This window comes from Kosakonia beeri (assembly GCF_054165705.1).
Map to the genome: position 1 here is coordinate 3,346,714 of NZ_CM135106.1, position 14,443 is coordinate 3,361,156.

General features: G+C 54.6%; 16 protein-coding genes. 11 read left to right on the forward strand and 5 right to left on the reverse strand.

The genetic code is table 11. The features are described from left to right. The first annotated feature begins 10 nt into the window (after positions 1-10). The 5 genes from ACUY4S_RS15865 (at position 11) to ACUY4S_RS15885 (ending at position 3,953) form a co-directional block, all read left to right on the forward strand. Positions 11-691: a type 1 glutamine amidotransferase domain-containing protein gene (locus ACUY4S_RS15865; RefSeq protein ID WP_312688291.1), complete on the forward strand. Its 681-nt coding sequence runs from the start codon at positions 11-13 to the stop codon at positions 689-691. A gap of 13 nt (positions 692-704) precedes the next feature. Beyond that, a complete protein-coding gene (locus tag ACUY4S_RS15870) occupies positions 705-1,181 on the forward strand; it encodes a kinase inhibitor (protein WP_458021658.1) in 477 nt (158 codons plus the stop codon). Continuing rightward, a complete protein-coding gene (locus tag ACUY4S_RS15875) occupies positions 1,182-2,033 on the forward strand; it encodes a helix-turn-helix domain-containing protein (RefSeq protein ID WP_458021659.1) in 852 nt (283 codons plus the stop codon). A 51-nt stretch (positions 2,034-2,084) separates the two neighbouring features. Continuing rightward, on the forward strand, positions 2,085-2,492 hold the full coding sequence (locus tag ACUY4S_RS15880; RefSeq protein ID WP_312688285.1) for a DUF2000 family protein: 408 nt from the start codon (positions 2,085-2,087) through the stop codon (positions 2,490-2,492). 177 nt (positions 2,493-2,669) lie between these two features. Beyond that, entirely contained in the window at positions 2,670-3,953 is a 1,284-nt protein-coding gene (locus ACUY4S_RS15885; RefSeq protein WP_458021660.1) for a putative acyl-CoA thioester hydrolase, read from the forward strand. 130 nt (positions 3,954-4,083) lie between these two features. Here the strand turns inward: ACUY4S_RS15885 and pgl are convergent, their stop codons facing one another. Next, the gene (gene pgl, locus ACUY4S_RS15890) at positions 4,084-5,079 is read right to left on the reverse strand and encodes a 6-phosphogluconolactonase (RefSeq protein ID WP_458021661.1); all 996 of its coding nucleotides are present in this window, start codon (positions 5,077-5,079) and stop codon (positions 4,084-4,086) included. 151 nt (positions 5,080-5,230) lie between these two features. Here pgl and ACUY4S_RS15895 point away from each other — a divergent pair, with 151 nt between their 5' ends. Beyond that, positions 5,231-6,049, forward strand: coding sequence for a pyridoxal phosphatase (locus ACUY4S_RS15895; protein ID WP_312688280.1), 819 nt, complete (start codon positions 5,231-5,233; stop codon positions 6,047-6,049). Here the strand turns inward: ACUY4S_RS15895 and modC are convergent, their stop codons facing one another. The 4 genes from modC to ACUY4S_RS15915 form a co-directional block, all read right to left on the reverse strand. Further along, positions 6,050-7,108: a molybdenum ABC transporter ATP-binding protein ModC gene (gene modC / locus ACUY4S_RS15900; RefSeq protein WP_312688277.1), complete on the reverse strand. Its 1,059-nt coding sequence runs from the start codon at positions 7,106-7,108 to the stop codon at positions 6,050-6,052. A 3-nt stretch (positions 7,109-7,111) separates the two neighbouring features. Next, positions 7,112-7,801, reverse strand: coding sequence for a molybdate ABC transporter permease subunit (gene modB / locus ACUY4S_RS15905; protein ID WP_312688275.1), 690 nt, complete (start codon positions 7,799-7,801; stop codon positions 7,112-7,114). Beyond that, complete coding sequence (gene modA / locus ACUY4S_RS15910) at positions 7,801-8,574, reverse strand: molybdate ABC transporter substrate-binding protein (RefSeq protein ID WP_458021662.1); 774 nt, start codon at positions 8,572-8,574, stop codon at positions 7,801-7,803. Before modA ends, modB begins: the two co-directional genes overlap by 1 nt. Positions 8,575-8,747: 173 nt before the next feature. Next, positions 8,748-8,897, reverse strand: coding sequence for an AcrZ family multidrug efflux pump-associated protein (locus tag ACUY4S_RS15915; protein ID WP_312688272.1), 150 nt, complete (start codon positions 8,895-8,897; stop codon positions 8,748-8,750). Between the two features lie 164 nt (positions 8,898-9,061). Here ACUY4S_RS15915 and modE point away from each other — a divergent pair, with 164 nt between their 5' ends. The 5 genes from modE to galE all read left to right on the forward strand — a co-directional run bounded on the left by modE (position 9,062) and on the right by galE (position 14,433). Next, complete coding sequence (modE, locus tag ACUY4S_RS15920; RefSeq protein ID WP_312688270.1) at positions 9,062-9,850, forward strand: molybdenum-dependent transcriptional regulator; 789 nt, start codon at positions 9,062-9,064, stop codon at positions 9,848-9,850. Between the two features lie 67 nt (positions 9,851-9,917). Next, the gene (modF, locus tag ACUY4S_RS15925) at positions 9,918-11,387 is read left to right on the forward strand and encodes a molybdate ABC transporter ATP-binding protein ModF (RefSeq protein ID WP_312688267.1); all 1,470 of its coding nucleotides are present in this window, start codon (positions 9,918-9,920) and stop codon (positions 11,385-11,387) included. Positions 11,388-11,557: 170 nt separating this feature from the next. Further along, positions 11,558-12,502: a DUF2167 domain-containing protein gene (locus tag ACUY4S_RS15930; protein WP_312688264.1), complete on the forward strand. Its 945-nt coding sequence runs from the start codon at positions 11,558-11,560 to the stop codon at positions 12,500-12,502. Positions 12,503-12,504: 2 nt separating this feature from the next. Beyond that, the gene (locus ACUY4S_RS15935) at positions 12,505-13,200 is read left to right on the forward strand and encodes a site-2 protease family protein (protein WP_458021663.1); all 696 of its coding nucleotides are present in this window, start codon (positions 12,505-12,507) and stop codon (positions 13,198-13,200) included. Between the two features lie 216 nt (positions 13,201-13,416). Next, the gene (galE, locus tag ACUY4S_RS15940; RefSeq protein WP_312688258.1) at positions 13,417-14,433 is read left to right on the forward strand and encodes a UDP-glucose 4-epimerase GalE; all 1,017 of its coding nucleotides are present in this window, start codon (positions 13,417-13,419) and stop codon (positions 14,431-14,433) included. The last annotated feature ends 10 nt before the right edge of the window (positions 14,434-14,443 follow it).

Below are 14,443 nucleotides of genomic sequence, written 5' to 3' on the forward strand. Positions count from 1 at the left end.
GGAGGAAAAGATGGCAATCTTAATGGTACTGACCTCACACGACACCCTTGGCGATACCGGTAAAAAAACCGGCTTCTGGCTGGAAGAATTCGCCGCCCCCTGGTACATATTTCAGGACGCGGGCATTGAAGTCGCGCTGGCTTCACCCGCTGGCGGGCAACCACCGCTCGATCCTAAAAGCGACGAACCTGATGCACAAACTCAGGACACAGAACGCTTTCGTCGCGATAGCAAAGCGCAACACGCACTTGCTAACACCCTGCGGCTCGACGCGATTTCAACGGAAGAGTATGAAGCCGTCTTCTATCCTGGCGGACATGGCCCCCTGTGGGATCTGGCCGGGCACCCGCTCTCTATCGCATTGATTGAGAAATATTGGGCTGAAGGCAAACCTGTGGCCGCGGTGTGCCACGCACCAGGCGTATTGCGCCATACCCATAAGCCAGACGGCTCGCCGCTGGTAGAAGGTAAACGGGTCACCGGATTTACCAACAGCGAAGAAGAGGCGGTCGGGTTAACGCAAGTGGTTCCTTTTTTAGTGGAAGATGCGTTAAAACAAGCGGGCGGCCAATTTGAGCGCACTGAAGATTGGGGCGTGCATGTAGTGACCGATGGTCATTTGATCACCGGGCAGAACCCGGCCTCTTCCGCTGCGACGGCACAAGAATTATTGAAACGACTGCATCGCTAATCAAGGAGCACCAATGAAGTTACTCAGCCATGATTTACGCGACGGAGAAAAACTCCCGCATCGCCATGTGTTTAACGGCATGGGCTATGACGGCGATAACCTTTCGCCGCATTTAACATGGGATGATGTTCCCGCCGGTACCAAAAGCTTTGTTGTCACCTGTTACGATCCGGATGCCCCCACCGGTTCGGGCTGGTGGCACTGGATCGTCGCCAACCTGCCAGCCGATACACGGGTGTTGCCGCAGGGGGCCAGATCGGGCATTTCCCCCCTGCCAGACGGCGCGGTACAGACCCGCACCGATTTTGGTAAGGCGGGCTACGGTGGTGCCGCGCCACCGAAAGGCGAAACTCACCGCTACATCTTTACTGTCTATGCTCTCGATGTGGACAAGCTGGACGTGGATGAAGACGCCAGCGGTGCAATGGTCGGGTTTAATGTCCATTTCCATAAACTGGCCAGCGCCAGCCTGACCGCGCTCTTTAGCTAAATGGCTGCTCAGCGCATGCACTCCGGTGATTGGGTGGACTTTCATCGCGAGCAGGAAACCGGCATTGAAAGCGTCAGCGCCCATTTTACCGGCCATGCTTATGATCCGCACGATCATGATGAGGTGCTGGTCGGTGTAACCCAACAAGGCGTGCAGCGTTTTAATTGCCACCGTGAGTTGCACACCAGCCGCCCCGGCCGCGCTATTTTGATCGAGCCGGGCGCGGTACATGACGGGCATGCGCCCGATAAATCCGGCTTCACCTACGCCATGCTTTACCTGCCTCAACAGTGGGTCACCACCATGTTGCAGCAACGTGGGCAGCACGATGTGTCGCAAATCGAAGCGGCCTTTCGCCATACGCTCACCGACGATGATCTGCTGATCCACGCTATTCAGCAGGCCTTTTTCGCTATCCACCAACAGGAAGGTCGACTCGCGCGCGATCAAAGCCTCGATCATCTGTTGAAGCTATTAACCCGGCATATTGATGGCAAAGCGGTTCAGCCTGCGGATGAAACGGCGCTGCGTATGCAGAAGGTCAGGGAGATGCTGCACGACCGCATGGCCGACGATATCGGGTTGGACGACATTTCTGCGCAGTGCGGCATTGACCGTTTTCGCCTGAGCAGGCAATTTCAGAAAGCCTTTGGCCAAACGCCGCACGCCTGGCTGGTGCGCCTGCGTCTGCGCACTGCCCGTGCGCTGCTGAGCCACGGTATCGAGCCTGCCCAGGTGGCGATACAGGTCGGTTTTGCCGATCAAAGCCACCTTGGCCGCTGGTTTCAGCGCGCTTATCGCCTCTCCCCTGCCGCCTTCCAGCGGCAGTGCACAAACGTTCTATCGCGCTGAACACACTTCTCCGATGATGGTTTTTTTTATGACAGATGGAGAAGAAAACGCATGTTTGATACCAAAGTTGCCCTTGTGGTGAGAGACGATCTGGAGAGCTGGCAACGGTTAAATGTGGTGGCGTTTCTTGCAACCGGGGTGGTGTCTGCCGCGCCCGAGGTGCTGGGCGAACCCTATGTCGATGCCGCCGGGCGACATTACCCGCGCATTGCCGGTCAGCCCATGCTGATTTTTGCCGGGTCGCTCGACGATCTACAGCGTACCCACCGCAAAGGGCTGGAGCGCGATGTGACCCTCGTCCCGTATGTGGAAGCGATGTTCGCCACAGGCAATGATGATGCTAATCGGGCCGTTTTCCTGCAAGAGGATGCAGACGCGCTAAATCTGGTCGGCATTGCCCTGCGCGGGCCGAAAAAAGCCGTGGATAAGGTCATCAAAGGCCTTACCCTGCACCCCTGAAAATCCCCCCCGCCGCCGGCACTGTGCGGCGGGAATATCCGTGTTAAGAACACCGTGGCAATTTTCACCCTTTTACTGACGACTTTTTTCTGTTTTGGCTTCCTGTTTCGCTCAACTTAGTATACAAAAGCAGGCTTTGACGTAACCTTTTCAACTTTGCATAGTCTGGAGCACCCCTTGAACACATCATCGGTTTCCCGTCTGGCGCTGGCGCTCGCTTTTGGCGTGACACTGACCGCCTGTAGCTCAACCCCGCCAGCTGAACGCCCGTCTGAACAAACTGCGCCTGGCACCCCGGCGCGTCCTATTCTTAGCGCGGGCGAAGCGAAAAACTTCGTGGCTGAGCGTTACTTTACCGCCATGACGCCAGACAGCGCGGCATGGAAACCGTTCGCCATCCGCCTGCCGGAGAAAGCCGATTTTGTGGTTGGCCCGGCGGGAACAGCCGGTGTGACTCATACCACTATCCAGGCTGCGGTCGATGCGGCGATCAACAAGCACTCCAGCGAACGTCAGTACATTGCCGTGATGCCTGGCGAATATACTGGTACGGTGTATGTGCCGGCAGCCTCTGGTAGCGTGACCCTCTACGGTACGGGTGAGAAGGCGCAGGATGTGAAAATCGGCCAGGCGATCGACTCCGAAATGGATCCGAACAGCTGGCGTCGTCTGGTTAACCCATCAGGCAAATATATGCCGGGTAAACCGGCGTGGTATATGTTCGATAACTGCCAGAGCAAACGCAGCGCCACTGTGGGCGTGATGTGTTCTGCAGTATTCTGGTCGCAGAACAATGGTCTGCAGCTGCAGAACCTGACCATTCAGAACACGTTGGGCGATACCGTTGATGCAGGTAACCACCAGGCCGTGGCACTGCGCAGCGATGGCGACAAAGTGCAGATCAACAATGTCAATATTCTGGGCCGTCAGAACACCTTCTTCGTGACCAACAGCAATGTGGACAACACCCTGCGTACCGATCGTCAGACCCGCACGCTGGTGACCAACAGCTACCTTGAAGGCGATGTGGACATTGTGGCAGGTCGCGGTGCAGTGGTCTTTGATAATACCGACTTCCGCGTGGTTAACTCCCGTACGCAGCAGGCAGGCTATGTGTTTGCACCGGCCACACTGTCTAACCTTTATTATGGTTTCCTCGCCGTAAACAGCCGCTTTAACGCTGCCGGAAATGGCGTAGCGCAGCTTGGCCGTTCACTGGATGTCGATGGCAATACCAATGGTCAGGTGGTGATCCGCGATAGCGTGATCAACGAAGGCTTTAATGTGGCGAAACCCTGGGCGGACGCCAGCGTTTCTGGTCGCGCCTATGCCGGTAACACAGGCACAGTTGATGATAAAGGTAACGTCCAGCGCGAGCTGAACAACCCGCAGTTTAACCGCATGTGGGAGTTTAACAACCGCGGCGTGGGCAGCAAAGTGGTTGCGGTACCGAAGCAGTAACACGCGACGGGGGCACAACGCCAGCCCGTGATGCTGTTAAAAAAGCCGTAACATCCGTTACGGCTTTTTTTTACGCTTTTTGCCGCCCTGCGGGTGGCCTTTTCGACGCGGCTAATGCCCGTCAGTCGACTTAGTGGGCGTTTACCACCACCCACATCGGCCCCTGTCCTACCGCGTAGCGACCCTTTTCCGTCAGCAGTCCCTGTGCGCCCGTAATTTCATACAGCGCAATATGGTGCGACTTCTGCCCGGCGGCGATAACAAACTTCCCACTGTGATCCACATTAAAGCCGCGCGGCTGGGTTTCCGTTGGCTGGAACCCTTCCACCGCCAGCACGCTACCATCTTCAGAAACGCTGAAAATGGTCAGCAGGCTGGAGGTACGATCGCAGGCATACAAATGGCGGCCATCCGGCGTGATGTGAATATCTGCCGCCCAGCGAACATCGGAAAAATCGGCGGGCATCATATCCAGCGTCTGCACACACTCAATCTGGCCGTGCGCATCATTCAGTTGCCAGACATCGACGGAACTGTTCAGCTCATTAACGCAATAAGCAAAACGTTTGTTCGGATGGAAAGCCATATGACGCGGGCCAGCGCCTTCCACGGTCGCCACTTCTGCCGGTTCCTGCGCGGTCAGTTGACCATCATCGGCCAGCGTGAACAGGCAAATGCGATCCTGTTTTAAAGCAGGCACCCACAACGTGCGATTATCCGGAGAGATATTGGCCGAATGGCAGCCTTCCAGCCCTTCGACCACCTGCACGGTGTCGGTCGGAATGCCATCGTCGAGGCGGGTTACGCTGACGCAGCCAGCATTATAAGAGCCGCTGAACAGGAAACGCCCGCTGTGATCGGTTGAGATATGCGTCGGGCTGCCCGGTAATGGCGCTTCGGCAGTAAAGGTCAGCGCGCCGTCATCCGGGGCGATACGGTAAGCCAGAACGCGGAATTCCGGGCGTACGCCCACATAGAGGTAACGCTTGTCCGGGCTGACGACCATCGGCTGAACCTGGCCGGGAACATCGACCACCTGGACAAGCGTCAGGGTGCCTTCAGGAGCCAAACGCCAGACGTGGATCTGCTGACTTTCCGGACTTGCGGTATAAACGGTTTGTTTCATGAATACTCCTTTCCTCTCTTTTTCTGCGTTATATAACCAGGATAGTCGTTTGCACGTGAATGCGGAAATTCGGCGGCAAATTTTGCGCATCTGCCCGCCCGGTGTACCATCCCCGGACATGAAAATTTCAACATCGACCACGGAATACGATATGACTTCGCGCGTTATTGCACTCGATTTAGACGGTACATTACTTACCCCGAAAAAAACGCTTCTGCCCTCATCCCTCGAAGCACTGGCTCGCGCTAAGGCCGCTGGCCATAAGATCATTATCGTCACCGGTCGGCATCATGTTGCCATCCATCCTTTTTATCAGGCACTGGCGCTCGATACACCTGCAATTTGCTGTAATGGCACCTATTTGTATGATTATCATGCTAAAAAAGTGCTCGCCGCCGACCCGATGCCTGTTTCGCAGGCACAACAGCTTATTTCCCTGCTTGAAGCGCACGCCATTCACGGCCTGATGTATGTCGACAATGCAATGGTCTACGAGAAACCGACCGGGCATGTACTGCGTACTACCAACTGGGCGCAGGCATTGCCGCCGGAGCAACGCCCGGTATTCCAGCAGGTGGACTCACTGGCGGCAACGGCGCAAGAGGTTGACGCCATCTGGAAATTCGCTCTCACCGACGAAGACACGCAAAAACTGAAAAAATTTGGCCGGCATGTTGAACAGACGCTGGGGCTGGCGTGTGAGTGGTCATGGCACGATCAGGTCGACATCGCCCGCAGCGGCAATAGCAAAGGCAAACGTCTGACCGAATGGGTGACGTCGCAGGGGTTGTCGATGCAGGATGTGGTGGCGTTTGGCGATAATTATAATGACATCAGTATGCTGCAGGCCGCAGGCATCGGTGTCGCGATGGGCAATGCCGACGATGAGGTCAAAGCCCATGCAAATGTGGTTATTGGCGACAATACCGTCGATAGCATCGCCGGGTTTATTTATAAAGCATTACTGTAATCAGGCGGTTATCGATACACTTTTGATCTGTGCATACAGCCACTGGCCGGGTTTGATGCTTAATTCGTCTCTGGCCCAGGGGCTGATCCGCGCCCACAAGGTGCGCCCTGCAACGTCCAGTTGCACTTCGACCTGCCCGTCAATATCAAAACATTCAGCCACTTTCGCGCGCAGTAGGTTACGAATACTGGTGCTCCCCGGCGGCTGCAGCACCAGCGACACATCTGTAGCATGAATGCGAATGCGCAGTGGCGTTTGCAGCGGACGATCAACTTTACTCACCCAAAGGTGTTGATCACCTAACGCCAGCGCCGTCATTGCGTAGTGAGGATGATGCTCAAGCACGCTGACTTTCAAAATGCTGCTTTGCTGCTCCTGCGGCAACCACGGGTTCATGACACTGCTGCCCCAGATATCCTCCAGGTTACCGAACGCTTTCACCTCACCGGCTTCCAACACCATTACCTTATCCGCAAGGTGCAGGATCTCTTCCAGTGAATGACTGACGTACAACATCGGAATATTGATCTCCCGTGCCAGGCGCTGCAAATAAGGCAATAACTCGCGCTTGCGGGGAATATCAAGCGACGCAAGCGGTTCGTCCAGCAGCATTAATTCCGGTGCGGTTAACAACGCACGCCCTATCGCCACTCGCTGCTTTTCACCACCGGAAAGGCCGCCGGGCAGACGATCCAGCAGTGACTCAATGCCCAATAACGCTACCAGCTTATCAAACTGCCCGCTCATTGACTTCGCCATGCCGTAACGCAAATTCCCCAACACTTTGTAGTGCGGGAAGAGACGTGCGTCCTGGAAAACATAGCCCACACGGCGTTTTTCCGGGGGGAGGCAAATTTTGCTATTGGTGTCGAACAACACGCGGTTATTTAGCGCAATGCGTCCCTGTTGGGGGTGCGTCAGGCCACCAATCGCATTGATCAGCGACGTTTTGCCCGCACCAGAGACACCGAAGATGGCGGTAATACCGCTGGCGGGCAACGTCTCGGCCACGCGCAAAGTATGGGTACCCAGCGTTTGGGTGAAATTGAGCTCCAGCATGGCTTATCTCCCTGTCCGTTCGCGGCTAATACGCGCCAGCCACTCCGAAATGAGTAACGAAACCAGCGCCAGCACAATCGAAATCACGCACAGCCGCGCCGCCGCCGTTTCGCCTCCCGGCATCTGAATCAATGTGTACATGGCTGAAGGGATAGTGCGCGTTTCGCCCGGAATGTTGGAGACAAACGTAATGGTCGCGCCAAATTCGCCCAGCGAGCGGGCAAATGCCAGCACCGTACCAACAATGATACCCGGAAGGGTCAGCGGTAAGGTGATGGTGAGAAACACGCGCCAGCGTCCGGCACCCAACGTGCGGGCCGCCTGCTCCAGTTTGGTATCAACACCTTCGAGCGCCAGACGGATCGCCCGCACCATCAGTGGGAACGACATCACCGCCGCCGCCAGAACCGCGCCACGCCAGCTAAACGCAAAGGTGATACCCAGCCAGTCGTAGAGCCACTGGCCGATAAAACCGTGTCGCCCCAAGGCAATCAGCAATAAATAACCGACCACGACAGGCGGCAACACTAAAGGAAGATGGAGAAAACTGTCCAGCAGCGCTTTACCCGGAAACGAGCAGCGCACCAGCAACCAGGCGAAGAAGATCCCAAAAGGCAAACTGAAGATAACCGCAAGGGAAGAGACTTTAAGGCTCAGCAGTACCGCCTGCCATTCGGGATCCGTCAATATCATTAGTGCGTCGTAAATCCGTAACGTTTGAATATTTCAGCAGCCTGCGGGCCTTTCAGGTAATCATAAAACGCGGTCACTGTCGCGTTTTTATGCCCCTCAATTATCGCCAGCGGGTACTCCACTTTCTGGTGTGAATCTTCAGGGAATGTGCCAACTACTTTCACCCCTTTACTGGCAACCGCATCGGAACCATAGACAATACCGAGCGGCGCTTCGCTGCGTTCCACCAGCGCCAGTGCGCCACGCACATCTTCTGCTGGCGCCAGTTTCGGCGACAGGGTATCCCATGCGCCCAGTCTGGTCAGTGCTTCTTTGGCATAAATACCGGCCGGGACATGATCCGGATCGCCAACAGCCAGGCGGCCGCCTTTCAGCAAGCTGTTCCAGTCAGTTTTTGTATTCACGGTAATGTCGCTCTGTTTGCTGCTTTTCGGCGCGACCACCACCAGGCTATTGCTAAGCAGCGTTTCCCGTGTTGCGGTGTCGATCGTTTTTTTCCCGACGGCGTAATCCATCCATTTCTGATCGGCAGAGATAAACAGATCGGCCGGTGCCCCCGCCTCAATCTGGCGCGCCAGCGTAGAAGAGGATGCGAACGAGGAAACCACCTCGACGTTTTTCTCTTTTTTATAGGCCGCCGCGATATCCTGCATCGCATTGGTCAGCGATGCCGCTGCAAAAACGGTGATCTTGCTTTCTTCCGCCAGGGCATGCCCGGCAACGGAAAGCGTTAATGTCGCTCCGGCAAAAAAGCGCAACCATGTACGTGCCATTGCTAACTCCTCTGAGTGTCGTTATATATAAAAAAACATAACGATAGTACCAGAGTTTACCGCTCAGAAGATAATACCCATCAAGAATGAGGGGCATATGAGAAAACTATCGGCAGGGAGGGAACGATCTTGAGCGTAAAACGCCCACGAAAGTGGGCGTTTTAGCAAATGGCTTAGCGGTGCTGGCTGGTGCGGTCGCGGCGCCCAACGCCGGAGAAAACGTTAAACACTTCGCCAAGACCATAAATTAATCCCAGGATGATGGCCATCACCACGGGGACCATGATGATGGCAAACAGCAGACTTTTCAGTAACTCTAACATGGTCGACTCCAGATATTGTGGATGACGCATTCTAGCCTGAACCGGCGGGAAAACACTCGCCTTTTGTGCGATTGGAACCGCAGCTTTGCCATCAATATCAAGCCTCAGGCTAGGTTTACAGGTCGTTTTCCTTCACAATAGACTTTTTGCCAGGACATTGTGTAATGCAGGCTGAAATTCTCCTCACTCTTAAACTCCAGCAGCGTCTTTTTGCCGATCCGCGCCGTATCTCGCTGCTGAAACAAATTGCAGAGACAGGCTCTATTAGCCAGGGTGCGAAGAACGCTAACATCAGCTATAAAAGCGCCTGGGATGCGATCAATGAGATGAATCAACTGAGCGACCACACGCTCGTCGATCGCGCCACAGGCGGCAAAGGCGGCGGCGGCGCAGTGGTAACCCGTTACGGTCAGCGCCTTATTCAACTTTATGATCTGCTTGGACAAATCCAGCAAAAGGCCTTTGATGTGCTGAGCGACGACGATGCCCTGCCTTTAAACAGCCTGCTGGCGGCCATTTCGCGCTTCTCTTTGCAAACCAGCGCCCGCAACCAGTGGTTTGGCACTATTACCGCCCGCGATCACCAACAGGTTCAGCAACATGTGGACGTTCTGCTGGCAGACGGCACCACACGTTTAAAAGTCGCGATCACAGCGCAAAGCGGAGAAAGGCTTGGCCTCGACGAAGGCAAAGAGGTGCTGGTGTTGTTAAAAGCGCCGTGGGTCAACATTACCCAGGATACCGCGCTGGCGGCAAAAGCTGATAACCAGCTAACCGGGTGTATTAGTCACATTGAGCGTGGCGAGCAGCAGAGCGAAGTGCTGATGACGCTACCGGACGGCCAGCAGCTCTGCGCTACCGTGCCGTCTGCAGAGGTGGAGAAGTTGCAGGAACAGCACGAAGTGACGGCCTATTTTAATGCCGATCGCGTGATTATCGCTACGTTATGCTAATTGCGTTGACAAACTGAGGTAATGCACGTATCCCTGAACTTCAATGCTGCAAAAAATGGGATACATCATGTCATCATTGCATATTTCGCAAGGCACGTTCCGTCTTAGCGATACCCGCACACTGCATCTTGAAAATTTAACCCTGCGCGCCGGTGAAAGCTGGGCGTTTGTCGGGGCAAACGGCAGTGGAAAATCCGCGCTGGCTCGCGCACTGGCCGGTGAACTGACCCTGCTGAAAGGCACCCGGGAGTCGACGTTTACCCGCCTGACCCGTCTCTCCTTCGAGCAACTGCAAAAACTGGTGAGCGACGAGTGGCAACGAAATAACACCGATATGCTCAGCCCCGGCGAGGAAGATACCGGGCGCACAACGGCGGAAATCATCCAGGATGAGATTAAAGACGCCGACCGCTGCACCCGGCTGGCGGCGCAGTTTGGCATCACATCTCTTCTTGATCGTCGTTTCAAATACCTTTCAACAGGTGAAACCCGTAAGACATTGCTTTGCCAGGCGCTGATGGCCGAGCCGGATTTGTTGATCCTTGATGAGCCCTTCGACGGCCTTGATGTTAACTCTCGTCAACAACTGGCAGCGCTGCTGGCACAACTGAATGCCGACGGTTATACCGTGGTGTTGGTGCTGAACCGCTTCGATGAGATCCCCGCCTTTGTACGCAATGCCGGGGTATTGGTCGATTGTGCCCTGACCGATACCGGGGAGAAATCCGCCCTGTTGCAACAGGCGCTGATTGCCCAACTGGCGCACAGTGAGAAACTCGCTGGTATTGCCCTGCCCGATCCCGACGCGCCCCCCGCGCGGGAAACGCTGACCCCGGGTGCGCCGCTGATCGTGCTCAATAACGGTGTGGTGTCTTATAACGATCGTCCTATTATTAACCAGCTTTCGTGGACCGTGGCCCCCGGCGAGCACTGGCAAATCGTCGGGCCAAATGGCGCGGGCAAGTCCACGTTGCTCAGTTTGATCACCGGCGATCATCCTCAAGGCTACAGTAACGATTTGACGTTGTTTGGCCGCCGTCGCGGCAGCGGCGAAACCATCTGGGATATCAAAAAGCACATCGGCTATGTCAGCAGTAGCCTGCACCTGGACTATCGCGTCAGCACCAACGTACGTAACGTCATTCTGTCCGGTTATTTTGATTCAATCGGCATTTATCAGGCGGTATCGGATAAGCAGCACAAACTGGCGCAGCAATGGCTGGATATTCTGGGCTTTGATGCCCGCACGGCAGACGCCCCCTTCCACAGCCTCTCCTGGGGGCAACAACGGCTGGCGCTGATTGTTCGGGCTCTGGTTAAACACCCAACCTTACTGATCCTTGATGAGCCATTACAGGGACTGGATCCGCTTAACCGGCAGTTAATTCGCCGCTTTGTCGATGTATTGATTAATGAAGGGAAGACGCAGCTATTATTTGTTTCCCACCATGCGGCAGACGCGCCATCGTGTATTACGCATCGTCTGGCGTTTGTGCCGCAGGATGACGGCTATCGCTACGTGCTGGAACCACAATAATTGGGGATGCCTGATATTAAGCAAATATGCTGTAATACGCAGGCTTAATTAGCATCCAAAATACGATTTTTATCTGGCCAGCTGGCAACCCATATTGTCAGTGGCCTTTTTTTATTATGGCAAGTATCAATCCCGACGATGGACGCCGGGAGAAAAATGACAGGACTATTATGACCTCACTCCTCTCTATGACCCGCACCCTGTCGCTGGTGGCGGCGCTCTTCCTTGGCCTGAGTACCTACGCACTTGCTGAGGAGAGTGCCTCCTCTGCGAATAGCGAACAAGATAATCAAATGCGTCAGGCGGTGCAAAATATGCAACGCGCCAGTGTTCACGGCCCGCACAAAATTACATTAGGCGATCAGGCAACGCTGAATTTACCGGCGGGTTTCGCCTGGATACCGCCTAAAGAAGCGGCCGTCTTCATGCGTGAATTGGGTAATTCTGTTAATGATGATGCTTTTTACGGGCTGGTATTTAGCAATGATATTTCCGGGTTTGTTTCTATTGAATATGACGACGCCGGTTATATCAAAGATGATGATGCAAAGGACTGGGACGCGAAGGAACTGCTTAGTAATTTGCAGGAAGGAACCAAAGAAGGCAATAAAGATCGCGCTGAAAAAGGCATCGCGCCGATTGAGGTCATCGGCTGGGTTGAAAAACCAACCTACGATGCGGCAAACCACCGTCTTATCTGGTCTGCCGCGATCCGCGACATTGGCAGTAATGTGCCGGAAAAAGATCAGGGCGTTAACTACAACACTTATCTGCTGGGCCGCCACGGTTACCTGTCGCTGAATCTGGTCACGGATCGCGGCACTGTCGAGCAGGAAAAACCGCTGGCTAAAACCCTGCTCAATGCCACGACCTTTAACGACGGTAAAAAATACAGCGACTTTAATGCCTCGACCGACCACATTGCCAGCTATGGCCTTGCTGCGTTAATCGGTGGGCTGGCGGCGAAAAAACTCGGCCTGCTGGCGATTATCGGTGTCACTCTGCTGAAGTTCTGGAAGCTTGCGCTGATTGCTATCGCGGCTGCCGGTGTCGGCGTGAAAAAAGTACTGTTTCGCAAAAAATCGGCAACCGAAACCGAAAACCACGTTGAATAGCGATGAGCCTGCTGCTTCTGCTGTTTAAAGGTGCAACCCTCGGAAAGTTTATACTCTCCGGGGGGACGATGCTGTTGTCGGTCGCCACGTATGCGCTGCTGTTTGGCTGGCCTTACGCCACAGGTATCGTCGCCATGCTGTTTTTCCACGAACTGGGGCACTACTTTGCCGCACGGCAGCGTTCATTAAATACCGGATTACCGATGTTTATCCCGTTTGTCGGGGCGTGGATCGCACTGAAAGATGCACTCCCGGATGCGGAAACAGAAGCGTGGGTCGGCATTGCTGGCCCGCTGTCAGGATCGCTGGCTGCCCTTGCCTGCTATTATCTGGCGGAATACCTGAACAGTTCGCTACTGATGGCCGTGGCCTATGCCGGTTTCCTGCTTAATCTGTTCAATTTAATCCCGGTGCCGCCGCTGGATGGCGGACGCATTACGGTCGCCATCTCGCGTAAGATTTGGTATCTCGGGGTTCCGGTGTTGTTGTGCTTTTTTTATCTCCACCCGAGCCCGCTGTTGCTTATCGTCTGCTTTCTTGCGGTTTCGCAGATGGTGGCGCGGCGCAATGAAACGCCCAATCTCAGTACGCTGACCCCTGGCAAACGTCTGGAATATTCGCTTTTGTACTTTGGGCTGATTGCCTGGCTGTCGCTGATGACTTATAACCTGCACGAGGCGTTATCCGGCTTACGCTGATAATGTCTGCTTCACTGTACAGCAGTGAAGACGTTTTCGGACTAATACTATTCGCTGGAAATGCCAGGATAATCCTTGTTTTTTCCAGCGGTTACGCGAGAAACCGGCTAGCAGAGAAATCAGTGTAAGCGATTCCACTATTTTATCCCATGTCACAGTTTTCACCTCTCTGTTATGCTAAGGTTTATTCATACCATATGCCTAATGGAGTTAAACATGCGAGTTCTGGTTACAGGTGGTAGCGGTTACATTGGAAGTCATACCTGCGTCCAATTGCTGCAAAATGGTCATGACGTCGTCATCCTCGACAACCTCTGCAACAGTAAACGCAGCGTATTGCATGAAATCGAACGTTTTGGCGGTAAAGCTGCGCTGTTCGTCGAAGGCGATATTCGTGACGAAGCGCTGCTGGCAGAGATCCTGCACGATCACGCTATCGAAGCGGTGATTCATTTTGCCGGATTGAAGGCCGTTGGCGAATCCGTGGCCAAACCGCTGGAATACTACGATAACAACGTTAACGGTACGTTGCGTCTGATCAGCGCCATGCGCGCCGCCAATGTTAAGAACTTCATTTTCAGTTCCTCCGCCACAGTTTATGGCGATCAACCCCAGATCCCGTATGTTGAAAGCTTCCCGACAGGCACGCCGCAAAGCCCGTATGGCAAAAGTAAGCTGATGGTTGAGCAGATCCTGACTGACCTGCAGAAAGCACAGCCGGACTGGAGCATTGCGCTGCTGCGCTACTTTAACCCGGTTGGCGCACATCCATCAGGCGATATGGGCGAAGATCCGCAAGGCATTCCTAACAACCTGATGCCGTACATTGCGCAGGTGGCCGTTGGTCGCCGTGATTCGCTGGCTATTTTTGGTAATGACTACCCAACACCTGACGGCACCGGCGTGCGCGATTATATCCATGTGATGGATCTGGCTGATGGTCACGTTGCCGCCATGCAAGAACTGGCAGGCAAACAAGGCGTGCATATTTATAACCTTGGCGCGGGCGTGGGCAGCAGCGTGCTGGATGTGGTTAACGCGTTCAGCAAAGCCTGTGGCAAACCTATTGCCTGGCATTTTGCGCCACGCCGCGACGGTGATTTACCCGCTTACTGGGCAGATGCCACCAAAGCAGATAAAGAGCTGAACTGGCGTGTCACCCGCACGCTCGACGAAATGGCAGAAGATACCTGGCGCTGGCAGTCCCGCCATCCGCAGGGCTATCCTGATTAAAGGAACCGTA